Here is a 22,459-nt window from a genome sequence, read left to right on the forward strand (position 1 = left end):
TCAGACCTGGGCCTTGGTCTCGATGGCTGAGACGATCTTGGCGATCGCCTCGTCGAGCGGCACGCCGTTCTCCTGTGAGCCGTCCCGGTAGCGGAAGCTGACGGCCCCGGCCGCGCGGTCGTCCTCGCCGGCGATCAACTGGAACGGCACCTTGGCCTTGGTGTGCGTGCGGATCTTCTTCGGCATGCGGTCGTCGCTGTGGTCGACCTGCGCCCGGACGCCGACCTCGCGCAGACGTGACACGACGCCGTCGAGGTAGTCGCCGTACTCGTCGGCGACGGGGATCGCCACGACCTGGACGGGCGCCAGCCAGACCGGGAAGGCCCCGGCGTAGTGCTCGGTGAGCACGCCGAAGAAGCGCTCGATCGAACCGAACAACGCCCGGTGGATCATGACCGGACGCTGACGCGACCCGTCGGCCGCCGTGTACTCGAGGTCGAAGCGCTCGGGCAGGTTGAAGTCGAGCTGCACCGTCGACATCTGCCAGGTGCGTCCGATCGCGTCACGTGCCTGGACCGAGATCTTCGGCCCGTAGAACGCCGCGCCGGCCGGGTCGGGTACGAGTTCGAGGCCGGTCTCTTCTGCGACCTGCCTCAGCGTCGCCGTCGCCTCGTCCCAGGTGGCGTCGTCGCCCACGTACTTCTCGGGGTCCTTGGTGGACAGCTCGAGGTAGAAGTCGTCGAGGCCGTAGTCGCGCAGCAGGCTGAGGACGAAGTCGAGCGTGCCCTTGAGCTCGGCCGCCATGTCGTCACGGGTGGTGAAGATGTGCGCGTCGTCCTGGGTCATGCCGCGCACGCGGGTGAGCCCGTGGATGACGCCGGACTTCTCGTTGCGGTACACGGTGCCGAACTCGAACAGGCGCTGTGGCAGGTCACGGTAGGACTTGGCCGACGAACGGTACGCCAGGATGTGCATCGGGCAGTTCATCGGCTTGAGGTAGTAGTCCGCACCCTGGCGGGTGATCTCGCCCTCGTCGTTGCGTGCCTCGTCGAGGTGCATCGCCGGGAACATGCCGTCCTTGTACCAACCCAGGTGGCCCGAGGTCTCGAACAGGGCCGCCTTGGTGATGTGCGGCGTGTAGACGAACTCGTACCCGGCCTTCTCGTGGCGCTCGCGCGAGTAGTCCTCCATCTGGCGACGGATGATGCCGCCCTTCGGGTGGAAGATCGCGAGACCCGAGCCGATCTCGTCGGGGAACGAGAAGAGGTCGAGCTCGGCGCCGAGCTTGCGGTGGTCGCGCTTGGCGGCCTCCTCGAGCCGGGCCTGGTAGGCGCGCAGGTCGTCCTTGGTGGGCCACGCCGTGCCGTAGATGCGCTGCAGCTGGGGGTTCTTCTCGGACCCGCGCCAGTAGGCGGCCGCCACGCGCATCAGCTTCGTGGCGTTGCCGAGGAGGCGCGTGCTGGGCACGTGGGGACCGCGGCAGAGGTCGAACCAGACGACCTCGCCGGTCTTCGGGTCGAGGTTGTCGTAGACCGTGAGCTCGGCCCCGCCCACCTCGACCGACTCGCCGTCGGCGCCGAGCTCGTCGGCCGACCCGCCCTTGAGCCCGATGAGCTCGAGCTTGAACGGTTCGTGGGCGAGCAGCTCGCGGGCCTCGTCGTCGGTCACGACGCGACGACGGAAGCGCTGGCCCTGACGGATGATGCGCTCCATGCCCTTCTCGATGGCCTTGAGGTCGTCGGGGGTGAAGGGCTCCGCGACGTCGAAGTCGTAGTAGAAGCCGTCGGTGACGGGCGGTCCGATGCCGAGCCTGGCCTCGGGGTTGATCTGCTGCACCGCCTGGGCCATCACGTGCGCAGCCGAGTGCCGGAGGATGGCCAGGCCGTCGGGCGAGTCGATCGTGACCGGCTCGGCCACGTCGCCCGCGTGCAGTTCGGTCGCGAGGTCGCGGAGCTCGCCGGACACGCGGACGGCCACGACCGACTTGTCGGTGAACAGCTCGGAGCCGGTCGTCGTCGCGGTGGCCTCGACGGCCGAGAGGCCGGTCGCGGCTGAGGAGGCGGTCGGGTCGATGTCGGTCTGGTCGGACACGGCGGTGGTTCCTATCGTCGAGGGGCGGGGACCACTTTAGTCGCCGACCGACCGCCGACCGGTCGACCAGGGCCTCGACGGGCGACGAGGCCCGGGTCGGCTCAGACGGCGCGCAGTTCGGTCGAACAGGCCTCCGCCGCGACCCACGCGAGCATGCCGCACTTCACCCTCATGACGAACTTCGAGACCCCGTGGAACACGACCGCGTCGCCGAGGACCTCGTCGTCGGGCTCCCCGGCGCCCCGGGACCGCATCATCTCGCGGAACTCCCCGACGAGTGCGTCGAGCTCGGTCAGCGTGCGACCCGGAGCCAGCTGCGCCAGCACCGAGGCGGAGGCCATCGAGATGCTGCAGCCGGCGCCCTGCCAGCGGAGGTCGGCGATGCGGTCGGTCCCGGGCTCGAGGGCGACGCGGACGGTGATCTCGTCACCGCAGGTCGGGTTGCGTTCGTGGTGCTGCGCGTCGGCCCCGGGCAGCTCGCCGTCGCCGTGCCGCGCCTTGGCGTGGTCGAGGATGACCTGCTGGTACAGGCCGTCGAGGGCGGCGCTCACCGCGCCTCCTCGGCCTTATCGTCGACGGGCTCCGGGCCGACGACGCCGAAGTAGCCGCGGACCTCGGCGACCCCGGCGACCAGCCGGTCGACCTCGTCGCTCGACGAGTACAGGTAGGTGCTGGCCCGCGTCGTGGCCGTCACCCCGAGACGACGGTGCAGTGGCTGGGCGCAGTGGTGGCCGACCCGCACGGCGATGCCGCGCGCGTCGAGGAACTGGCCGACGTCGTGGGCGTGCACCCCGTCGACGACGAAGCTGGCGAGTCCCGATCGCGGCACGCCGGCGGGCGGGCCCACGACCGTGACGCCGTCGACGGCCTCGAGGCCGCGGACGAGCAGGTCGGCGAGGGCCTCCTCGTGGGCGCGCACCCGGTCCATGCCGACGGCGTCGAGGTAGCGCACGGCCTCGGCCAGGGCGACGGCCTGGGACACGGGCTGCGTGCCGGCCTCGAAGCGCTGCGGAGCGGGGAGGTACTCGGAGCCCTCCATCGTCACCGTCGTGATCATCGAGCCGCCGGTCCGGAACGGCGGCAGGGCGTTCAGCAGTTCGGCCCGGCCGTAGAGGACGCCGATGCCCGTGGGCCCCAGCATCTTGTGGCCCGAGAAGGCGGCGAAGTCGACGTCGAGGTCGTGGAGGTCGACGGGGCGGTGCGGGACCGACTGGCAGGCGTCGAGGACGACGAGGGCGCCGACGTCGTGCGCCAGCGCCACCAGCTCGGCGACGGGCGCGACGAGGCCGGTGACGTTCGAGACGTGGGCGAAGGCGAGGAGGCGCGTGCGGGGTCCGATCACGGTGGCCGCGTCGGCGGTGGTCCAGGTGCCGTCGCCGCGGACCGGCACGAATCGCAGGCTGGCACCGGTCGTCGCGGCGAGTTCTTGCCACGGGACGAGGTTCGCGTGGTGTTCGGCCTCGGTGACGACGATCTCGTCGCCGGGCGCGAGGGCGAAGCGTCGCGCGGCCTCACCACCCCGCCCGTGCGTCGCGTTCGCGACGCCGTACGCGACGAGGTTGAGGGCGTCGGTGGCGTTGGAGGTCCAGACGATCTCGTCGACGTCGGCACCGACGAAGCGGCCGACCGTCTCGCGTGCCTCTTCGTAGGCCTCGGTCGACAGGGCGGCGAGCGTGTGGGCGCCCCGGTGCACGGCCGAGTTCGTCGTCTCGAGGAAGCGCCGCTCGGCGTCGAGCACGGACGCCGGCCGTTGGGCGGTCGCCCCCGAGTCGAGGTAGGCGAGCGGCTCGCCGTTGACGTCCTGCCCGAGGAGCGGGAAGTCGGCGCGCAGACGGCGGGCGTCGTCGTCGGACAGCCCCGGACGGTGGGTGGATGGTGCGGAGGAGGTGGTGGTCACGGTGTCCCTTCCCGTCGATCGTACCGAGGCCCCCCGAGGGGCCCGGCTCCGGCCGACACGGGACGCAACGGACGACGGCCGCCCGGTGTTCCCGAGCGCACGGCTGTGACGTCCCGTGTCGTGCCCGTCGCACTCGTCGGGGGTCGGGGGCCAGAGTGGTGGCGACGAACGGAGCACCCCATGACGACCACCCCCGGCCGCATCGAGACCACCCACGCGGGAAGCCTGCCGCGCACGCCCGAGCTGATCGCCGCGAACGACGCACGCGCCCTCGGCGAGGACGGCTTCACCCTCGAGCGCACCCCCGAGTTCGACACCCTGCTGACCGACGCCGTCGTCGATCTCGTCCGGCGCCAGAGCGATCTCGGCATCACGATCGTCGGCGACGGCGAGTACGGGAAGGCCATGACGAGCGCGGTCGACTACGGCGCCTGGTGGTCGTACTCGTTCCAGAGGGTCGGCGGGCTGTCGCTGACCGGGTCGGACATCTTCAGCCAGCCGGCCGTGCGTTCCTCGCCCGGCGACGTACGACTGACGTCGTTCCCCGACCGCCGGGACTGGCGGGCCTTCCACGACGCCTACACCGACCCGACCTCGGGCATCGGCACGGGCTCGGGTGCCACGCCGTTCCCGAGCACGACGGGGCCCCTGGCCTACGTCGGACACGCCGCCATCGCCTCGGACATCGCCAACCTGAAGGCCGGGCTCGAGGCGAGCGGTTCGACCTCGGGCTTCCTCACGTCGTTGTCCCCGGGCAGCGGTGCCCGCATCGCCAACGACTTCTACGCCACCGAGGAGGAGCACATCTGGGCCTGGGCCGACGTGCTGCGCGAGGAGTACACGGCGATCGTCGAGGCCGGCCTGACCGTCCAGATCGACGACCCCTCGATCGCCGAGAACTGGGACCAGATCAACCCGGAGCCGAGCGTCGAGGACTACCGGGCGTTCACCCGCATCCGCGTCGACGCGCTCAACCACGCCCTCCGTGGCCTGCCGCCGGAGCAGGTGCGCTTCCACCTCTGTTGGGGCTCGTGGCACGGTCCCCACACGACCGACGTCGAGTTCCGTCACATCGTCGACCTCATGCTCGAGATCGAGGCCGGCTCGTACTCGTTCGAGGCGGCCAACGTCCGTCACGAGCACGAGTGGAAGCTCTGGCGCGACGTCGAGCTGCCGACCGGCAAGACGATCGTGCCGGGCGTCGTCAGCCACGCCACGAACGTGGTCGAACACCCCGAACTCGTGGCCGACCGCATCGAACGGTTCGCCTCGCTGGTCGGCCCCGAGAACGTCGTCGCCTCGACCGACTGCGGCCTGGGTGGTCGGATCCACCCGCAGATCGCGGTGGCCAAGCTGGCCGCGCTCGGCGAGGGCGCGCGCATCGCCTCGCACCGCCTGTTCGGCTGAGCGTCCCGGACCGCGTCGACCCGCGCCTCCTGGTCCCCGATCGAGGAGGCGCGGGTCGATCGTCGCGCCGACGTCCCGTCAGTCGTCGAGCGGCTTGAGCACCCGTTGCAGGAACTGCTGCGTGCGGGCCTCGCGGGGGCGGGACAGCACGTCGGCCGGGCGGCCCCGCTCGACGACGACGCCGGCGTCCATGAAGAGCAGCTCGTCGGCCACCCGGCGGGCGAACTCGAGCTCGTGGGTGACGACGATCATCGTCCAGCCCTCGTCGGCGAGTTCCTTCACGACGGTGAGCACGTCACCGACCAGTTCGGGGTCGAGGGCAGAGGTCGGCTCGTCGAAGAGCAGGAGTTCGGGCCGCAGGGCGAGCGCGCGCACGATGCCCACGCGCTGCTGCTGGCCGCCCGAGAGCTCGGCCGGGTAGGCGTCGGCCTTCTCGGCGAGGCCCACGCGCGCGAGGAGTGCCCCGGCCTCGGCCCGCGCCTCCTTCGGATCGCGTCCCTGGACGCGCACCGGTCCCTCGACGACGTTCTGCAGCACCGTGAGGTGCGGGAACAGGTTGAAGTGCTGGAACACCATCGACGAGCGGTCGCGGAGGGCGAGGAGGTCGCGCTTGCCGACCGTGGTGCCGAAGTCGATGGAGCGGCCGTCGGAGAGCGTGACGACTCCCCCGTCGGGCACCTCGAGGCTGTTGAGCGACCGCAGCACGGTCGTCTTGCCCGAACCCGAGGGCCCGATGATGGCGACGACGCGTCCGCGGCGCACCTCGAGGTCGATGCCGCGCAGCACCTCGTTCGCGCCGAACGCCTTGTGCAGCCCGCGGACGGTCAGCACGGGGGCACCGGTCTCGTCGGCCGGCCGGGGCGGGGTGACGTCAGCGGGCAACGTGGCGGTCCAATCTCTTCTCGAGGGCGTCCTGCCCGAACGACAGGATCAGGCAGATCACCCAGTAGACCAGGGCGGCCTCGAGGTAGATCAGCAGGAACTGGTTCGAGACGGTCGCGATCTGCTCTGCCTGACGGAACAGCTCGACGACGAGGATGACGCTCGCCAACGAGGTGTCCTTGACCAGGCTGATGAAGGTGTTCGACAGCGGGGGCACCGAGACGCGCGCCGCCTGCGGCAGGATGATCCGCCGGAGGGCGAGCCCCCGCGACATGCCGATCGTGTGGGCGGCCTCCCACTGGCCCTTGGGCACCGAGAGGATGGCCGCGCGGATGACCTCGGCCGCGTACCCGCCGACGTTCAAGGAGAACGCGATGATGGCGCTGGGCCACGGATCGAGCTTGACGCCGATCGACGGGAGGCCGTAGAACACGACGAAGAGCTGCACGAGCAGCGGCGTGCCCCGGATGATCGAGATGTAGACCCGGGCGATGCCCGCGAGCGCCGCTTTGCCCGACAGGCGCATCAGCGCGATGACGACGGCGATGACCAGCCCGATCGCCATCGATGCGAAGGCGAGCGGGATCGACGCGACGAGCGCCCCCGACACGATCGGCCAGAGCGACCGCCAGAAGAGGTCGAGGGAGGACTGCACGCCTACTCGCTGACGTCCTGGCCGAAGTACTTCTCGCTGATGGTCGCCAGCGTGCCGTCGGTCTTTAGCTCGGCGAGGGCGTCGTCGATCGCCGACACGAGGTCGTCGCTGCCCTTCGTGGTGACCAGGGCCGAGCGCGAGACGTCGTCCGTGGTCGCCGCGATCTTGATGCCGGCGGCCTGGTCGGGGTTGGTCTTGACGTAGTCGAGGAAGGTCAGTTCGTCGTTGACGGTCGCGTCGATGCGACCCTGCTCGAGGAGCGCGACCGACTGGGCCCAGCCGTCGACGACCTGCACGTCCGCGCCCGCGTCCTTGGCGGTCGTGTAGAAGTTGCTCGACTGCGACTGGGCCGTCGTCTTGCCCTCGAGGTCGGAGAGCGAGGTGATGTCGGTGTTGTCGGCGGCCGTGATCACGACACCGCGGCTGACCGTGTAGGGCGTCGAGAAGTCGTACGTGGCCTCACGCTCGTCGGTGATCGAGATCTGGTTCGCCACGAGGTCGAAGCGGCCGGCGGTGAGTCCGGCGAGCAGGGCGTCGAACTGCGTCTCCTCGAAGGTCGGCGTGACGCCGAGCTTCTCGGCGACGGCCGTGGCGACGTCGACGTCGTAGCCGGTCAGTGCGCCGGCCCCGCCCTCGTGGTAGGTGAACGGCTGGTAGGTGCCCTCGGTGCCGATGACGAGCTCGCCGGCGGCCTGGATGTCGGACAGGCTCTTCGCCGCGCTCGTGTCGGCGGTCGCACTGCCGGTGGACTGGACGACCCCGTCGGTGGAGGCGGGCGCGCAGGCGGCCAGCGCGATGGCGGCGGCGGCGGCGACGACGCCGACGGAGGCGAGTCGACGGACGGTGCGGACGGCGGTGATCTTCACGAGGGTTCCTTTGCTGCGGCTCGGGGGTCGGACGAGCCTCCCGACACTAACGCCGCGGGGGCGGGCGTGATTCCCGATGACTCCGCATGACCTGGCGGCCACGGAGGCCGGGCGTCGTCGCACACCCGTCGGCGTCGCCACGCGCCCGTCAGCGTCGCGCGATCGCCTCCGCCACCGAGGGGGCGCCGTCGAGTCGCACGTGCCGGTGGGCCACGTCGTCGGCCGAGACGGCGACGGTGCTCAGCGACAGCGAATGGAAGAGGTGTCCGTCGACCAGGTCGGCCCGCACGAGCGCGTCGTCGTCGTCGGTCGGCAGTGCGCTGCTCTCGCGCAGCAGGTCGAGCCACGGCGTCCAGCTGCCCTCGCCCTCGGCCCTCGTCGGCAGCGGACCGGTCGGAGGCGCGACGTCACGGAACCGAGGCAGCCAGCGGTCGACGCGCGGCACGGACCGGTCGTCGGGGGCGGCGTGCGTGAGCAGATGCACCCCGGGGGCGAGGCGGGCCGTCTCGGTGGCGGTGCCGTCCCAGACGGAGTGCACCGCGCCTCCTGCGTCGGCGGTGAGCAGGTTGAAGGTGCGGGTCGTCTGCGGCCCGTCGGGAAGGACGCCGTCGGCGGCCGCCCGGAGGGGCAGAGCACCGCGGGTGGTCCATCCCCCGGGCGGCGACGCGGGCGCCTCGTGACGGTTGAGCACGACGCTCGCCCGGCTCGGGCCCCGGGCGGTCGCCAACCAGGCCCCGCCCGCCTCGCGGTCGTGCACCCCGGTCACCCGCTCACCGAGGTCGGGCCACCAGGCGCCGGGCTCGTCCCAGGGGCGGTCGGGCGACTCGTCCCGGAGCCCGAGGAAGACGACGGGCCAGGGCGCGTCCGGCTGGACGGCGACGACGACGGTGCACATGGGGTCCTCAGGGTGGGGGCTCGTCGGGGCGGGTGCCGACGCTCGACCGCGGGATGCGGCATCGTGGTGGGCAACGCTACCGACCCGGCACCGGGTCGGCCGACCGACGCATCGATCGACGAGGCCCACCGTGACGCACGACCACCCCCGATCCTCCCCCGCCGGCGCCCCGCGTCGCCTGTCCGTCGTCGTCGGCGTCTCGGGCGGCATCGCGGCGTACAAGGCCGTCGGGGTCGTCCGCGGCCTCGTGCTGCGGGGGCACGACGTCCACGTCGTGCCGACCGAGGCCGCCCTGCGCTTCGTCGGGGCGCCCACCTGGGAGGCCACGAGCCGCAACCCCGTGCACACGTCCGTCTTCGACGACGTCGCCGAGGTGCGGCACGTGGCCCTGGGGCAGCGCGCCGACCTCATCGTCGTGGCCCCCGCGACCGCCCACACCCTGGCGAAGATCGCCCACGGGCTGTCCGACGACCTGCTCGGCACGACGATCCTCGCGAGCACCGCGCCGCTCGTCGTCGCGCCCGCCATGCACACCGAGATGTGGCGGAACCCGGCGACGGTCGCGAACGTCGACCTGCTGAGGTCGCGCGGGGTGACCGTCGTCGGGCCGGACGACGGCCCGCTGACCGGGGGCGACGTGGGGCCCGGCCGGCTGAGCGAACCCGACGAGATCGTCGCCGCGGCACTCGCCCTCGTGACCGGCCCGGGCTCCCCCGACGCCCCGCCCGCCGTCGCCCCGCCCGCCGTCGTCTCGGGTGCTCGGGACCAGGAGGCGCGGGTCGGCGACCTGGACGGCCTCCGGTTGGTCGTCTCGGCCGGCGGCACCCGTGAGCCCCTAGACCCCGTGCGGTTCGTCGGCAACCGGTCGAGCGGTACGCAGGGGGCGGCGCTCGCCCTCGGGGCGGCCCGCCGCGGTGCCCACGTCACCGTCGTCGCGGCCGCACTCGACGGAGCCGTGCGGCAGACGCTCGAGACGGAGGGGACGATCGACGTCGTCGAGGTCGGCACCGCCCTCGAGCTCGACGCCGCGATGGGCGAGCACGCCCCGGCGGCGGACGTCGTGATCATGGCGGCCGCGGTGGCGGACTACCGGCCGTCGTCGGTGGCCGACGGGAAGATCCGGAAGGACGACTCGGGCGACGAGCTGACCGTCCGTCTCGTCCGGACCCCGGACGTCCTGGCCGGGCTCGTCTCCCGTCGGGCCGTGGGGCAGGTGGTCGTCGGCTTCGCGGCCGAGACGGCCGCCGACCGGGACGAACTGCTCTCGCTCGGGCGCGCCAAGCAGCGGCGGAAGGGAGCGGACCTGCTCGTCCTCAACACGGTGGGCTGGACGACCGGCTTCGGCAGCGACGACACGGCCGTCGTCGTGATCGACGCCGACGGTGACGTGGTGTCCGAGGCCGAGGGGTCGAAGACCGCCGTGGCCGAGACGGTGCTCGACGCCGTGGTGTCCCGTCGGGTCGCGAGTCGGGGGTCGGGTGGCGGCACTCCTCCCGTGCTCCCCGGCGCGTCGACGGGAGCGGGCGCATGAGCCCCCGCGAGCAGGCCGATCCCCGCCTCGGCACGACCGTCGGCGGTCGCTACCGCCTCGACGCGATCGTCGGGCGCGGAGGCATGGGGGCCGTCTACCGGGCGAGCGACCTCGAGCTCGGCCGGGTCGTCGCCGTCAAGCTCTTCTCCTCGGATGGGCACGACGTCCACGACCTCAGCCGCCAGGTCAGCGAGGTGCGCCTCCTCGCCTCCCTCAACCACCCGGGGCTCGTCACGCTCTACGACGCCCGGGTCGAGGGCGACGGCCACGACGACGACGCCTACCTCGTGATGGAGTACGTCGACGGCCCCACCCTGCAGACCGTGCTCGCCGACTGTCCGTTGTCGCACGCCGAGGCCGCGGCGTTGCTCGGCGACGTCGCGGACGGCCTGGCGGCGGTGCACCGCGCCGGCGTCGTCCACCGGGACGTCAAGCCCGCGAACATCCTGCTCGCCGCGCCGCACCACGAAGGCGACCCCCGACGGGCCAAGCTCGCCGACTTCGGCATCGCCTACCTGATCGACTCGACGCGGGTGACGGCCACGGGAACCCTGATGGGCACCGCCGCCTTCGTCAGCCCTGAGCAGGCCGAGGGGCGTCCGCCGGCCCCCGCGTCCGACGTCTATTCGCTCGGGTTGGTGCTGGTCGAGGCGCTGACCGGGCGGCGCGTCTTCACGGGGTCGGTCGTCGAGTCGGTCATGGCCCGTCTCACCCGCGACCCCGAGATCCCGGCCTCGATCGGCTCGGGGTGGGCGGAACTGTTGACGCGCATGACCGCGCGAGCACCCGACGACCGTCCGGCCGCCGCCGAGGTCGCCCGAGCGGCCCGCACGCTGGCCGTCGAGGGCGCCGGGTCGACCGATGCCGTCACGCGCGTCATGGCCGCTCCCGACGTGCCGACGGCTGCCCTGCCCGGCGGCGACGCCCCCACTCGCGTCCTGCCCCGGAACGATGCCCGCACGCCGGTGTTCGGGGCGGGGGCGGCCTCCCGCGCCGACGCCACGGACCTGGTCGCCGACGTCACGGCGGACGACTGGACCCGGAAGCGTCGGCGTTGGCCCCTCGTGCTGGTGGCGATCGTCGTCGCCGGGTTGCTGGCGGCGGGCATCGGTTGGGCCGCCACCCGCGACGGTGGGACGGTCGACCCGACGGAGAGCACGAGTCCGAGCGTCGAGACGGATCCGTCGACGACGCCGTCCGAGTCGTCGGACGTCGACTCGCCGTCACCGTCCGACGACTCCACCGACGACTCACCGGTCGACCCGGCTCCCTCGGACGAGGTGAGCCCCACCCAGGAGGCGCCGGTCGAGCCGACGACGCAGCCGACGGTCGACCCCGTGACGCCCCCGACGGTCGACGTCCCTGGCGTCGACGTCCCCGGAGGGAACAGCGGGCCCGGCAACAGCGGCAACGGCAACGGCGGACCGGGCACCAACGGGAACGGGAACGGCCGGGGCAACGGAGTCGGTCTCGGTACGGGGACCGACACCCCCTAGAGGGATGCCGCGGGACGTCACGACTCGTCGCTCACATCGTGAGGTGGGCGGCCGGTCGGGCCTCTCGGCAGGAGAGGCGGGCCTCTGCTGAGAAAAGGAGCCCGGACATGACGAAAGCCCCGGCCGAGGCCGGGGCTTTCTGTGTGTGAGCGATACTGGGATCGAACCAGCGACCTCTTCCGTGTCAGGGAAGCGCGCTACCGCTGCGCCAATCGCTCATGTCTCAACGATCCGAGAGTCTCCCCTCGAACCGCACTATTCAATTGCAACATCGAGTCTAGACCTAGGTCTAGATCGAATGGAGGTGGAGACGGGATTTGAACCCGCGTGAACGGCTTTGCAGGCCGGTGCCTCGCCTCTCGGCCACTCCACCATACGAGTAGCCCCCCAGAGGGAGGCCACCAGTCGGTGGACCACCCTCTGGTGAGCATTACACTCGAGCGGATGACGAGATTCGAACTCGCGACCCTCACCTTGGCAAGGTGATGCGCTACCGCTGCGCCACATCCGCATTTCGCTTTGCATTTCTGCGTGCAAAAGAACAATACCCACACCCCGGGGCAGAAACCAAATCGAGGGAAGTTCGTGTCTTGATCGATCACGGGGCAGCTCACGACGGTGACCTCGACGACCGGCCGAATGGCGTTCGAGCACCGCGATGCACTAGCATCGTCGAGTCCCACACGGGCGATTGGCGCAGTTGGTAGCGCGCTTCCTTCACACGGAAGAGGTCATCGGTTCGAGCCCGGTATCGCCCACGATCACCATCGAAAGGCCCTGCTCCTGCAGGGCCTTTCGTCGTTCCTGGCCCGCGATCCCCGGCCCGGTGCCGCCGTCGGAGCATCGACGCCGCCCACTGCCGAGACGTGGCATCCTCGCCCCATGACCGACTCCCCCACCTCCCGCGCCGCCGCGACCCGCCCCACGCCCGTCCCCGACGCCGACTGGTGGCGGCAGGCCGTGGTGTACCAGGTGTATCCGCGCAGCTTCGCCGACGCGAACGACGACGGCATCGGTGACCTGGCCGGCGTGACCTCGCGCGTGCCGTACCTGCAGCGGCTCGGGGTCGACGCCGTCTGGCTGAGCCCCTTCTATCCGTCACCGCTCGCCGACGGCGGGTACGACGTCGCCGACTACCGCGACGTCGACCCCCGCCTCGGCACCCTCGACGACTTCGACGAGATGGTCGCCGCCCTCCACTCGGCCGGGCTGAGGGTCGTCGTCGACATCGTCCCGAACCACACCTCGAGCGACCACGAGTGGTTCCGTGAGGCGGTGGCGTCCGAGCCCGGCAGCGCCGCCCGTGGCCGGTACGTGTTCCGGGACGGCCTCGGCGAGGGAGGAGACACTCCCCCGTCGACCTGGGTCTCGAACTTCGGCGGTGGCGCCTGGACCCGCCTGCAGCGCCCCGACGGCACGCCCGATCAGTGGTACCTGCACCTGTTCGCCCCCGAGCAACCCGACCTCGACTGGAGCAACCCCGAGGTCCGCACCGACTTCGAACGCACGCTGCGGTTCTGGTCGGACCGTGGCGTCGACGGATTCCGGGTCGACGTCGCCCACGGGCTCGCGAAGGACCTCACCGAGCCCCTCCGCGACGCGGCCGAACGTCAGCTCCTGCCGGTCGACGGCAGCGATGCGCTCTACGACCGTGACGAGGTGCACACGATCTTCGAGGGGTGGCGCCGGGTCCTCGACGAGTACGACCCGCCCCGGAGCGCCGTGGCCGAGGCCTGGGTGCAGCCCGAGCGGGTGCCGCTCTACGCCCGCCCCACCGAGCTCGGCCAGGCCTTCAGCTTCGCCCTGACGCGCGCCGACTTCGATGCCGACCAGTACCGGACCATCATCGCGTCGACCCTCGAGCAGGCGGCCGTCAGCGGGGCGACGAGCACGTGGGTGCTCTCGAACCACGACGTCGTCCGTCACGCCACGCGCTACGGCCTGCCGAAGGGGCAGGACCTGGACGCCTTCGTGCTGAGCGACGGTCGCCGACCCACTCTGAACCCCGACGCGGGCCTCCGTCGGGCCCGTGCGGCGACGCTGCTCATGCTCGCCCTCCCGGGTTCGGCCTACGTCTACCAAGGAGAAGAACTGGGCCTCTTCGAGGTGGCCGACCTGCGTCCCGACGACCTGCAGGACCCGGTCTGGGTCCGCACGGGCCACCGGCGCAAGGGCCGCGACGGCAGCCGGGTGCCGCTGCCCTGGGACACGAGCGAGCCCGCCCTGGGCTTCGGGGACCACGCCCCGCACCTGCCGCAACCCGAGTGGTTCGAGGACCTCGCCGTCTCGGTGCAGGACGACGAGGACGAGTCCACGTTGTCGATCTACCGGCGAGCCCTCGCCCTCCGCCGCGAGCTGCAGCGGGGTGAGGCCTTCCTCTGGGCCGACGGCACCTCGGAGGACGTCGTGCTCTTCTCCCGCCACGAGGGGTGGCACTCGCTGACGAACTTCGGCGGCGGCCCGGTCGACCTGCCCACCGGGGCACGCGTCCTGGCCTCCAGCGAGCCGTTGCACGACACGCTCGCCGGCGTCACCGAGGTGCCGGGCGAGACCACGGTCTGGTTCTCGCTGACCTGAGACCCGGGCCCGGTCCGACCGGGCGAACACCCGAAGGAGGCGCGGTGCGACGCGGTCGCGCACCGCGCCTCCAGCGTTCTGCCGCGGTCGGGACGCGGAACGGCCCCAGTCCGAGGACCGGGGCCGTTCGTCGTGCGACGTGGGTCAGGCGCGCGAGTTCTCGAGGACGTAGCCCTCTTCACCGTGCAGGGCGAGGTCGATGCCGGCCACCTCGTCCTCGTTCTTCACGCGGAAGCCGATGGTCTTCTCGATGACGAAGCCGATGACGAAGGCCAGGACGAACGAGTAGAGCATGACGGCCAGGGCCGAGAGGGCCTGAATGCCGAGCTGCGTGAAGGTGCCCGAGAAGATGAGGCCGGTGTCGTTCGCGAAGATGCCGAGGTACAGCGTCCCGATGAGGCCACCGACGAGGTGGATGCCCACGACGTCGAGGGAGTCGTCGAACCCGAGCTTGAACTTGAGGTCGATGGCGAGGGCGCAGACGGCACCCGCGACGACGCCGAGGACGACGGCCCACCCCGGGGTGAGGGCGGCGCAGGCCGGGGTGATGGCGACGAGGCCGGCGACGGCACCCGAGGCGGCGCCGACCGAGGTGGCCTTGCCGTCCTTGAGCTTCTCGACGACCAGCCAGCCGAGCACGGCGGCGGCCGGTGCGGCGATGGTGTTCAGGAACGCCAGGGCGGCCACGCCGTCGGCCGCGAGCTCGGAGCCGGCGTTGAAGCCGAACCAGCCGAACCAGAGCAGCCCGGCACCCAGCAGGACGAAGGGCGGGTTGTGCGGCTTGTCGGCACCCTTGGCGAAGCCGACGCGCTTGCCGAGGACGAGTGCCAGGGCGAGGGCCGCGGCACCGGCGTTGATGTGGACGGCCGTGCCGCCGGCGAAGTCGATGACGCCCATGGCGGCGATCCAGCCACCGACGGTGTTGCCGTCGGCGTCCTTCGTGAAGTTGAAGACCCAGCTGGCGACCGGGAAGTAGACGACCGTGGCCCAGACGCCGGCGAAGATCATCCACGCCCCGAACTTGGCCCGGTCGGCGATGGCGCCCGAGATGAGGGCCACCGTGATGATCGCGAAGGTGGCCTGGAAGGCGGCGAAGGCGATCGTGGGGTAGGCGCCGGTCGGGTCCAGGCTGTCCTCGAAGGCGGCGCCGAGGCCGAGGTTCGCGACGTCGAGGCCGATCAGGCCCTGGATGCCCACGAAGCTCTCGCTCCCACCGGGGATCGAGGTCGGGTTGCCGAAGGCGATCGCGTAGCCGAAGAGCACCCACAGGACGCCGATGAGGCCCATCGCGCCGAAGCTGAGCATCATCATGCTGATGACGCTCTTGGCCTTGACGAGGCCGCCGTAGAAGAAGGCCAGGCCGGGGGTCATGAGCAGCACGAGTGCCGCGCAGATCAACATGAAGGCGGTGTTGCCTTGGTCCATGGGTGGGTCACCTCTCGAGTTTCGGAGCCGGGGAGGCACCGACGTCGAGGTCGACCGTGTGGGTTCACGGGCTGTGGTGACGAACGCTCTCGTCCGGTGCGGCCCCCAGTGTCGCGGGGAGAGGTTTCGGGCCGTGTGCGGGATTGTTTCCCCGATGTAACACGATTCGGGCGCAGGTAAACAACGTGTTACCGGATGCCCGGTGCGGGGTGGGTATCCCGTCAGAGCGAGGTCAGGGCCACCAGGCGCGACACGGCCCGCAGGTACTTCTTGCGGTAGCCGCCGGCGAGCATCTCGTCCGAGAAGACCTGGTCGAGGGGCGTGCCCGAGGCGACCACCCGGATCTGCGCGTCGTACAAGCGGTCCACGAAGGCCACGAGGCGCAGGGCGTCCACCTGGCTCGTGAGGACGTGGACGTCACGCAGCCCCACCGCGTCGAGGTCGTCGACGAGCTTCACGTACTTGCTGGGGTGGACCGTCGCGAGGTGGGCGACCACGCCGTCGAAGTCGTCGAGCGACACGGTCCCGCCGAGGGCGGCCGCCGCCGCGTCGACGTCGTCGACCACGTGCGCCCGGGCCTCGACCTCGCGACGCCGGTAGTCGTCCCCGTCGATGCGCAGGGTGAGGAACTTGTCGCTGAGCCCCTGGATCTCGCGGAGGAAGTCGGCGGCGGCGAACCGGCCCTCACCCAGGGCGTTGGGCGGCGTGTTCGAGGTGGCGGCGATGCGCGTGCCGTCGTCGGCCAAGTCGCCGAGCAGTCGGGTCATCATCATCGTGTCGCCCGGGTCGTCGAGTTCGAACTCGTCGATGCAGACCAGGGCGGCGCCCTTCAGCTGCGACGCGGCCCCGGCGTAGCCGACGGCGCCGACCAACGCGGTGTACTCGATGAAGGTGCCGAAGTACCGCCGGCCGGGCGTGCGGTTCCAGAGGGCGGCGAGCAGGTGGGTCTTGCCCACGCCGAAGCCGCCGTCGAGGTACAGGCCGGGACGCACGGCCGGGGCAGCCGGCTTCTTGCGGAACAGGCCCCTCCGCGGCGCGTCGGGACCCGCGCCTCCGAACGCCGTCACGGCGGCCACCGCCTCGGCCTGGGAGGCGAAGGCCGGGTCGGGCCGGTAGTTCTCGAGCGAGGCCTCCGCGAACTGACGAGGAGGCACGAGTTGCGTCACGATCTCGGCCCCCGTGATCGTCGGGGTGCGGTCGCTCAGCGAGACGAGGGTGCTGACGGATTCGGGGGGCATGGGCGAGGCCTCGCGGTGGGGTGGGCGGGGATCTGTGTCAGAGTCGTACGGTTCCCGGGCGACGGTCACGCGGCATGCGTAACCTCGACGGGGCCGACCAGAGGCGATCCTACGCCGCCGGGCACCACGCGTCGCCCGGCGTCGGCTCCACCCCGACCCCCGCACAAGGAGACACCATGGCCGTCGAGCACGACACGTCCGCCCGCTTCGGCGAGTACGCCCATCCCGAGCGTCTCGTCGGCACCGAGTGGCTGCAGCAGCACCTCGGCACCCCCGGGCTCGTCGTCGTCGAGTCCGACGAGGACGTCCTCCTGTACGAGACCGGCCACATCGCCGGCGCCGTCAAGATCGACTGGCACCTCGACCTCAACGACCCGGTGCAGCGCGACTACGTCGACGGCGAGGGCTTCGCCGCGCTGATGAGCCGCAGCGGCATCACGCGCGACAGCACGGTCGTCATCTACGGCGACAAGAACAACTGGTGGGCCGCGTACGCGCTGTGGGTCTTCTCGCTCTTCGGGCACGAGGACGTCCGTCTGCTCGACGGCGGCCGCGCGAAGTGGGAGGCCGAGGGACGCGACTACACGACCGAGGCGCCCGAGGTCGAGGCCACCGACTACCCCGTCGTCGAGCGGGACGACAGCGTCATCCGCGCCTACAAGGACGACGTGCTGGCGCACCTCGGCAAACCCCTGATCGACGTGCGCTCGCCCGAGGAGTTCTCCGGCCAGCGCACCACGGCCCCGGCCTACCCCGACGAGGGCGCCCTGCGGGCCGGTCACATCCCGAGCGCCCAGAACGTGCCGTGGGGCAAGGCCGCGGCCGACGACGGCACCTTCCGGCCTCTCGCCGAACTCGACTCCATCTACCGCGACGGGGCGGGCCTCTCCGACGGCGACGAGGTCGTCGCCTACTGCCGCATCGGTGAGCGGTCGAGCCACACCTGGTTCGTCCTGACGCACCTGATGGGCTTCGAGGACGTGCGCAACTACGACGGCTCCTGGACCGAGTGGGGTAGCGCCGTGCGGGTCCCCATCGTGCAGGGCACCGAGCCGGGCGAGGTGCCGGCCCGGTGACCGACGCGGCCCTGCCCGAGGCGCTCGTCGAGATCCGCGAGGAGTTCCTCGCCCTCGACGTGCGGAACCGTCTGCAGCTGTTGCTCGAGTTCTCGAACGAGCTGCCCGAGCTGCCCGCCAGGTACGCCGACCATCCCGACCTGCTCGAACGGGTGGTCGAGTGCCAGTCCCCCGTGTTCCTGTTCGTCGAGGTCACCGACGGTCGGGTGCACCTGCACGCGACGGCACCGCGCGAGGCGCCGACGACCCGGGGCTTCGCCTCGATCCTCGCCCAGGGGCTCGACGGACTGACCGTCGAGCAGGTGCTCGACGACGTCCCCGACGACTACCCGCAGACGATCGGCCTGACCGAGGCCGTGAGCCCGCTGCGCATCCGCGGCATGACCGCGCTGCTCGGCCGCGCCAAGCGTCAGATCCGCGAACGGACCGCCGTCGCGTGACGCTCCGGGTGCTGCACGCCCTCGGACGTCCCGGCGACGTCGGGCTCGAGCTCGAGATCGACGAGGACTCGACCCCCGCCCGCATCCGCGAGCTGTACGCCCCGCCGAGCGAGACGTGGCTGCGACTCAACCTGATCGCGGCGGTCAGCGGTGACGCCGCGGGGTCCGACGGCACCTCCGAGACGCTGAGCAACGCCACCGACCGCACGATCCTGGCCGCCATCCGCTCGCTCGCCGACGGTGTCCTCGTCGGTGCGGCGAGCGTGCGCGCCGAGGGCTACCGGGTGCCGAAGTCCTCGCGACTCGTCGTCGTCACGGCGTCGGGCGACCTCTCCGGCCACCGGATGGACCCGGCCGAAGCCGAGCGGGTCGTCGTGGTCTGCCCCGAATCCGCGCGGGCACGGGTCCGCGAGACCCTCGGTGAGGCGATCTGGGCGGCCGCCCGCGTGTTGTCGGCGACCGACGACGGCGGCCGGTTGGAGCCCGCCGCGATCCTCCGGTGCCTGCGCGAGCAGCGCCTCCGTTCGCTCGTCTGCGAGGGCGGCCCCTCGCTCGCCGGGCAGTTCCTCCGGGACGGCCTCGTCGACGAGCTGTGCCTGTCGACTTCGCCGGTCGTGATCGGCAGCGGCCTGCCCGTCTTCGGTCGCGAACGTTTCGACCCGGCGTCGCTCGTCCTCGGCCAACTGCTGGTCGACGAGCAGAGCACGCTCTACGCGCGGTGGTCGGTGGACGGTGGGCCCGCGAGTCGCTGACGGTCGAGCCATCGACCGATCGCCCCCTCGAACCGCTCGGGGTCGAGGTTCCAGAGCTTGGTGTGCCGGGCGACGTCGAACACCTCGAAGGTCACGATGTCGGGCCGCGCCTCGGCCAGCGCGTGTGACGCGGTGGACGGCACGAAGCCGTCGTCGTCGCTGTGCAGCACCAGCACCGGGAGGTCGAGCTCGCCCGCGCGCGAGACGAGGTCGAGCCGGTCGAAGTCGATGGGCTCGGCGCTGCCGGCCAGCCGGCAGAGCAGGGGCGACCCCAGGAGGCGCAGCACCAGACCCTGGACGACCCCCGGCACCCGCATGGCCGCGCCCTGGTAGGCGAGCGTCGTCCGCCAGTCGACGACGGGCGACTCGAGCACGAGACCCGAGACGGCGCCGCGCAGGGTGGAGCGGGTGGCGGCCTGCAACACCAGCGCCCCACCCATGGACCATCCCATCAGCACGACGGACGTCGCCCCGTGGTCGAGGGCGAACCGGATCGCCGCCTCGACGTCGCGCCACTCGGAGTCGCCCAGCGCGTAACGGCCGTCGGGCGAACGGGGCGCCTCGCCGTCGTTGCGGTACGACACGAGGAGCGAGGTGAAGCCCTCTCGCCGGAAGACCGGTGCCGCACGGATCGTCTCGGCGCGCGTCACCCCGCGACCGTGAACCCCGATCATCCACGGACCGTCGAGCCCGCCCTCGGCGGGGACCAGCCAGGCGGGCGCCGGACCGACCTCGGTGTCGACCACGACCCCGTCGGCCGTGAGGCCCGCGTCGTGCGGCGTCGGGTACAGCCAGCCGCCGATGCGACCCCGGTGGGATCGCCGCAGGCCGGATGCCTCGACTCCTTCGACGCCCCCGACGCCGTCCTCGTGTTCGACCCGACGTTCGACGTACCGGCCGTCGTCGTGCACCACCTCGCCGATGCGGGCGTGCCCTCGGCCCCGGTCGTACCAGAAGCTGTAGCGACCGGGGAGGCGCGTGTCGGGCGTCGAACGCAGGGTGATCGTCCCGGCCACGGCGTCGTGGGCCTCGATGCGCACGTCGTCGCGTCGCCTCCGGGCAGGGGTGACGATCTTCCGGGCGATGGCGACGATCCCCGAGACGAGGGCTGCGGACGACACCACCACGGTGCCCCCGACCGCGATCGAGACGACGGCGAGCGGGCCGACGCCCCGTCGACCGGTGGATGCGGGGCGGTTCACGGGCGGCTCCTCGGACGGCGTGAGATGGAGCGGGGAGACCTGTGGATCTGCTGAGCCGGGCGCGGCGTGCCGCGGGGGTCGCCCTCAGGATCGACCCTAGTCTTCCAAGGTGTCCGAGATCCCCCCGACGTCGACCCGCCCGCCCGCGTTCGCCGCGGCCGTCGAGTCCGTCCACCGTGCCGCCGCGCGGGACGCCCTCACCGTGACCGAGATCCCCGCTCCGAACGGCCTCGCCCCCCACGCCCTGGCCCTCGCCGGGGACGTCATCGGCGCGTCCGGTCGCCCGGACCCCGACCTCGGCACCGGACGCTTCGTGCTGCTCTACGACGACGACGAACCCGAGGCCTGGGGCGGACCCTTCCGGGTCGTCAGCTTCGCGCAGGCGCCCCTCGAGACCGAGATCGCCCTCGATCCGTTCGTGGCCGACGTCGCGTGGTCCTGGCTCGTCGACAGCCTCGACGCCCGCGGTGCCGTCTACGACCAGGCATCGGGCACCGCCACCAAGATCCTCTCGACCGGATACGGTGAGCTGGCCAACCACGGTGACGGGGCCCAGCTCGAACTCCGGGCGTCCTGGAGCCCCGCCACCACCGACCTGGCCCCGCACATCGAGGCCTGGAGCGAGCTGATCTGCACGCTCGCCGGCCTGCCCCCGACCGTCGAGGGCGTCACCCTCCTCGCCTCGAGGCGGGTCGGACGAGACTGAACCACCGGAACAGAACAGCGCCCCCGGAGAGAACAGCGGAGACATGACCACAGCGACACCAGACGAGGCCGCACCAGACGCGGCGGCGGCCGACGCGGCAGCACCCCACGGCTCCAAGCCGCGCGACACCCGCCCCCGGGTCTCCGTCCGACCCGTCGTCGAGACCGCCGACTCGCAGCACGGCGAGGTGACCGTCATCGACGACCGCGAGGGGTACCTGGCCGCCGTCGAGGCGATCCGCGCCGGAACCGGGCCGGTCTCGATCGACGCCGAGCGCGCCTCCGGCTATCGCTACTCGCAGCGGGCCTACCTCATCCAGGTGTTCCGACGCGGCTCGGGGGTGTTCCTCCTCGACCCACCCGCCATCGGCTCGTTCGCCGAACTGCAAGCCGTCATCGGCGACGAGGAGTGGGTGCTCCACGCCGCCAGCCAAGACCTCGCGTGCCTGCGCGAGGTCGGCCTCGATCCGAGCCGCATCTTCGACACCGAACTGGGTGCGCGCCTCGCCGGGCTCCCCAAGGTCGGGCTCGGAGCCGTCGTCGAACAGCTCCTGGGCGTCCACCTCGCGAAAGAACACAGTGCCGCCGACTGGTCGACGCGACCGTTGCCGCAGAGCTGGCTCGTCTACGCGGCGCTCGACGTCGAGCTGCTCGTCGACCTCCGGGACGCCATGGAGGCGGTCCTCGCGGACGCGGGCAAGCTCGAGATCGCGCGCCAGGAGTTCGACGCGACCCTGAGGCGGGAGGCAAAGCCCGCGAAGGTCGACCCGTGGCGTCGACTGACCGGGCTGCACAGCCTGCGCGGGTCCCGGTCCCTCGCCGTGGCTCGTGAACTCTGGCAGGCGCGGGACGACTACGCGCGCGAGATCGACACGGCCCCGGGCCGTCTCGTCCCGGACTCCTCGCTCTTGGCCGCCACGAAGGCGATGCCCACCGACAAACGGTCCCTCGCCGGCATCAAGGAGTTCGTCGGCCGGGCCAGTCGCAGTGAGCTGGACCGCTGGTTCGCGGCGATCGAACGCGGCCGTGAGACGACGGACCTGCCCTCGCACCGGGGGCCGGCGAGCGACACCCTCCCCCCGCCCCGATCGTGGGCGGACAAGAACCCGCTGGCCGACGCGCGCTACAAGGCCGTCCGCCCCAAGGTGACCGAGATCGCCGAGGGGCTCGACCTGCCGGTCGAGAACCTGCTCACACCCGAGACCCTGCGCCGGCTGGCCTGGGACCCGCCCATCCCCTTCGACGCACCGACCATCGCGGCCGCACTCGTCGAGCTCGGTGCGCGGACCTGGCAGGTCGAGGCCGTGGCCGAGGCGGTCGCCGAGGCCTTTGTCGACGCCCACCAAGAGCCCGAGGCGACGGGCGACGGCGCTTCGTAGGATTG

General features: G+C 71.8%; 19 protein-coding genes and 4 tRNA genes. 10 read left to right on the forward strand and 13 right to left on the reverse strand.

The window, feature by feature from the left end; all coding sequences use genetic code 11:
- From thrS to HQQ78_RS01915, 3 genes are all read right to left on the reverse strand, one after another.
- Positions 1-1,938: a threonine--tRNA ligase gene (gene thrS, locus HQQ78_RS01905; protein ID WP_216844199.1), complete on the reverse strand. Its 1,938-nt coding sequence runs from the start codon at positions 1,936-1,938 to the stop codon at positions 1-3.
- Positions 1,939-2,132: 194 nt separating this feature from the next.
- The gene (sufU, locus tag HQQ78_RS01910) at positions 2,133-2,582 is read right to left on the reverse strand and encodes a Fe-S cluster assembly sulfur transfer protein SufU (RefSeq protein WP_123570113.1); all 450 of its coding nucleotides are present in this window, start codon (positions 2,580-2,582) and stop codon (positions 2,133-2,135) included.
- Positions 2,579-3,886 carry an aminotransferase class V-fold PLP-dependent enzyme gene (locus HQQ78_RS01915; RefSeq protein WP_173152075.1) on the reverse strand — a complete coding sequence of 436 codons (1,308 nt, stop codon included), beginning with the start codon at positions 3,884-3,886 and terminating at the stop codon, positions 2,579-2,581. The genes sufU and HQQ78_RS01915 overlap by 4 nt, the downstream gene beginning before the upstream one ends.
- A 222-nt stretch (positions 3,887-4,108) precedes the next feature.
- On the opposite strand from HQQ78_RS01915, the gene HQQ78_RS01920 reads away from it, so the two are divergent.
- A complete protein-coding gene (locus HQQ78_RS01920; protein ID WP_173150884.1) occupies positions 4,109-5,335 on the forward strand; it encodes a cobalamin-independent methionine synthase II family protein in 1,227 nt (408 codons plus the stop codon).
- A 78-nt stretch (positions 5,336-5,413) separates the two neighbouring features.
- Here the strand turns inward: HQQ78_RS01920 and HQQ78_RS01925 are convergent, their stop codons facing one another.
- The 4 genes from HQQ78_RS01925 to HQQ78_RS01940 form a co-directional block, all read right to left on the reverse strand.
- Positions 5,414-6,217 (reverse strand): amino acid ABC transporter ATP-binding protein, encoded by an 804-nt coding sequence (locus HQQ78_RS01925; RefSeq protein ID WP_216844141.1) that lies wholly within the window; start codon positions 6,215-6,217, stop codon positions 5,414-5,416.
- Entirely contained in the window at positions 6,207-6,872 is a 666-nt protein-coding gene (locus HQQ78_RS01930) for an amino acid ABC transporter permease (protein WP_056045410.1), read from the reverse strand. Before HQQ78_RS01930 ends, HQQ78_RS01925 begins: the two co-directional genes overlap by 11 nt.
- 2 nt (positions 6,873-6,874) lie before the next feature.
- On the reverse strand, positions 6,875-7,732 hold the full coding sequence (locus tag HQQ78_RS01935; protein WP_173152080.1) for an amino acid ABC transporter substrate-binding protein: 858 nt from the start codon (positions 7,730-7,732) through the stop codon (positions 6,875-6,877).
- Positions 7,733-7,886: 154 nt separating this feature from the next.
- Positions 7,887-8,633 (reverse strand): NRDE family protein, encoded by a 747-nt coding sequence (locus HQQ78_RS01940; protein ID WP_173150885.1) that lies wholly within the window; start codon positions 8,631-8,633, stop codon positions 7,887-7,889.
- Positions 8,634-8,811: 178 nt separating this feature from the next.
- Here HQQ78_RS01940 and HQQ78_RS01945 point away from each other — a divergent pair, with 178 nt between their 5' ends.
- Both HQQ78_RS01945 and HQQ78_RS01950 read left to right on the forward strand, forming a co-directional pair.
- Complete coding sequence (locus HQQ78_RS01945) at positions 8,812-10,164, forward strand: phosphopantothenate--cysteine ligase family flavoprotein (protein ID WP_173152082.1); 1,353 nt, start codon at positions 8,812-8,814, stop codon at positions 10,162-10,164.
- Positions 10,161-11,660: a serine/threonine-protein kinase gene (locus tag HQQ78_RS01950; protein WP_173150886.1), complete on the forward strand. Its 1,500-nt coding sequence runs from the start codon at positions 10,161-10,163 to the stop codon at positions 11,658-11,660. Before HQQ78_RS01945 ends, HQQ78_RS01950 begins: the two co-directional genes overlap by 4 nt.
- A gap of 146 nt (positions 11,661-11,806) precedes the next feature.
- Here HQQ78_RS01950 and HQQ78_RS01955 read toward each other — a convergent pair.
- The 3 genes from HQQ78_RS01955 to HQQ78_RS01965 form a co-directional block, all read right to left on the reverse strand.
- Positions 11,807-11,878 (reverse strand) — tRNA-Val (locus HQQ78_RS01955).
- An 81-nt stretch (positions 11,879-11,959) separates the two neighbouring features.
- Positions 11,960-12,033 (reverse strand) — tRNA-Cys (locus tag HQQ78_RS01960).
- A gap of 66 nt (positions 12,034-12,099) precedes the next feature.
- Positions 12,100-12,171, reverse strand: a tRNA-Gly gene (locus HQQ78_RS01965).
- A 174-nt stretch (positions 12,172-12,345) separates the two neighbouring features.
- Between HQQ78_RS01965 and HQQ78_RS01970 the strand changes: the two genes are divergently transcribed.
- Together HQQ78_RS01970 and HQQ78_RS01975 are read left to right on the forward strand one after the other, a co-directional pair.
- Positions 12,346-12,418: transfer RNA gene (locus tag HQQ78_RS01970), tRNA-Val, on the forward strand.
- 124 nt (positions 12,419-12,542) lie between these two features.
- Positions 12,543-14,237, forward strand: coding sequence for an alpha-amylase family glycosyl hydrolase (locus HQQ78_RS01975; RefSeq protein WP_173150887.1), 1,695 nt, complete (start codon positions 12,543-12,545; stop codon positions 14,235-14,237).
- Between the two features lie 144 nt (positions 14,238-14,381).
- Here HQQ78_RS01975 and HQQ78_RS01980 read toward each other — a convergent pair whose 3' ends face one another.
- A complete protein-coding gene (locus HQQ78_RS01980; RefSeq protein ID WP_123570119.1) occupies positions 14,382-15,662 on the reverse strand; it encodes an ammonium transporter in 1,281 nt (426 codons plus the stop codon).
- 221 nt (positions 15,663-15,883) lie between these two features.
- On the reverse strand, positions 15,884-16,900 hold the full coding sequence (gene zapE, locus HQQ78_RS01985; RefSeq protein ID WP_173150888.1) for a cell division protein ZapE: 1,017 nt from the start codon (positions 16,898-16,900) through the stop codon (positions 15,884-15,886).
- A 176-nt stretch (positions 16,901-17,076) separates the two neighbouring features.
- Between zapE and HQQ78_RS01990 the strand changes: the two genes are divergently transcribed.
- Genes HQQ78_RS01990 through HQQ78_RS02000 form a run of 3 tightly spaced genes read left to right on the forward strand, consistent with a single transcriptional unit; the run spans position 17,077 to position 19,168 of the window.
- Positions 17,077-17,976 carry a sulfurtransferase gene (locus HQQ78_RS01990; RefSeq protein ID WP_173152084.1) on the forward strand — a complete coding sequence of 300 codons (900 nt, stop codon included), beginning with the start codon at positions 17,077-17,079 and terminating at the stop codon, positions 17,974-17,976.
- Positions 17,973-18,416, forward strand: a complete 444-nt coding sequence (locus HQQ78_RS01995) for a SufE family protein (protein ID WP_123570121.1) — start codon at positions 17,973-17,975, stop codon at positions 18,414-18,416. The genes HQQ78_RS01990 and HQQ78_RS01995 overlap by 4 nt, the downstream gene beginning before the upstream one ends.
- Positions 18,413-19,168, forward strand: coding sequence for a dihydrofolate reductase family protein (locus HQQ78_RS02000; RefSeq protein WP_056045434.1), 756 nt, complete (start codon positions 18,413-18,415; stop codon positions 19,166-19,168). Before HQQ78_RS01995 ends, HQQ78_RS02000 begins: the two co-directional genes overlap by 4 nt.
- Here the strand turns inward: HQQ78_RS02000 and HQQ78_RS16295 are convergent.
- Positions 19,126-20,370: an alpha/beta fold hydrolase gene (locus HQQ78_RS16295; RefSeq protein ID WP_173150889.1), complete on the reverse strand. Its 1,245-nt coding sequence runs from the start codon at positions 20,368-20,370 to the stop codon at positions 19,126-19,128. The two genes, HQQ78_RS02000 and HQQ78_RS16295, sit on opposite strands and share 43 nt — an antisense overlap.
- 109 nt (positions 20,371-20,479) lie before the next feature.
- Here HQQ78_RS16295 and HQQ78_RS02010 point away from each other — a divergent pair, with 109 nt between their 5' ends.
- On the forward strand, positions 20,480-21,076 hold the full coding sequence (locus HQQ78_RS02010) for a DUF3000 domain-containing protein (RefSeq protein WP_371740311.1): 597 nt from the start codon (positions 20,480-20,482) through the stop codon (positions 21,074-21,076).
- A 43-nt stretch (positions 21,077-21,119) separates the two neighbouring features.
- On the forward strand, positions 21,120-22,454 hold the full coding sequence (locus HQQ78_RS02015) for an HRDC domain-containing protein (RefSeq protein ID WP_173150890.1): 1,335 nt from the start codon (positions 21,120-21,122) through the stop codon (positions 22,452-22,454).
- Positions 22,455-22,459 lie beyond the last annotated feature (5 nt).

The sequence above is a fragment of the Frigoribacterium sp. VKM Ac-2859 genome (genome assembly GCF_013204925.1).
GTDB lineage: Bacteria > Actinomycetota > Actinomycetes > Actinomycetales > Microbacteriaceae > Frigoribacterium.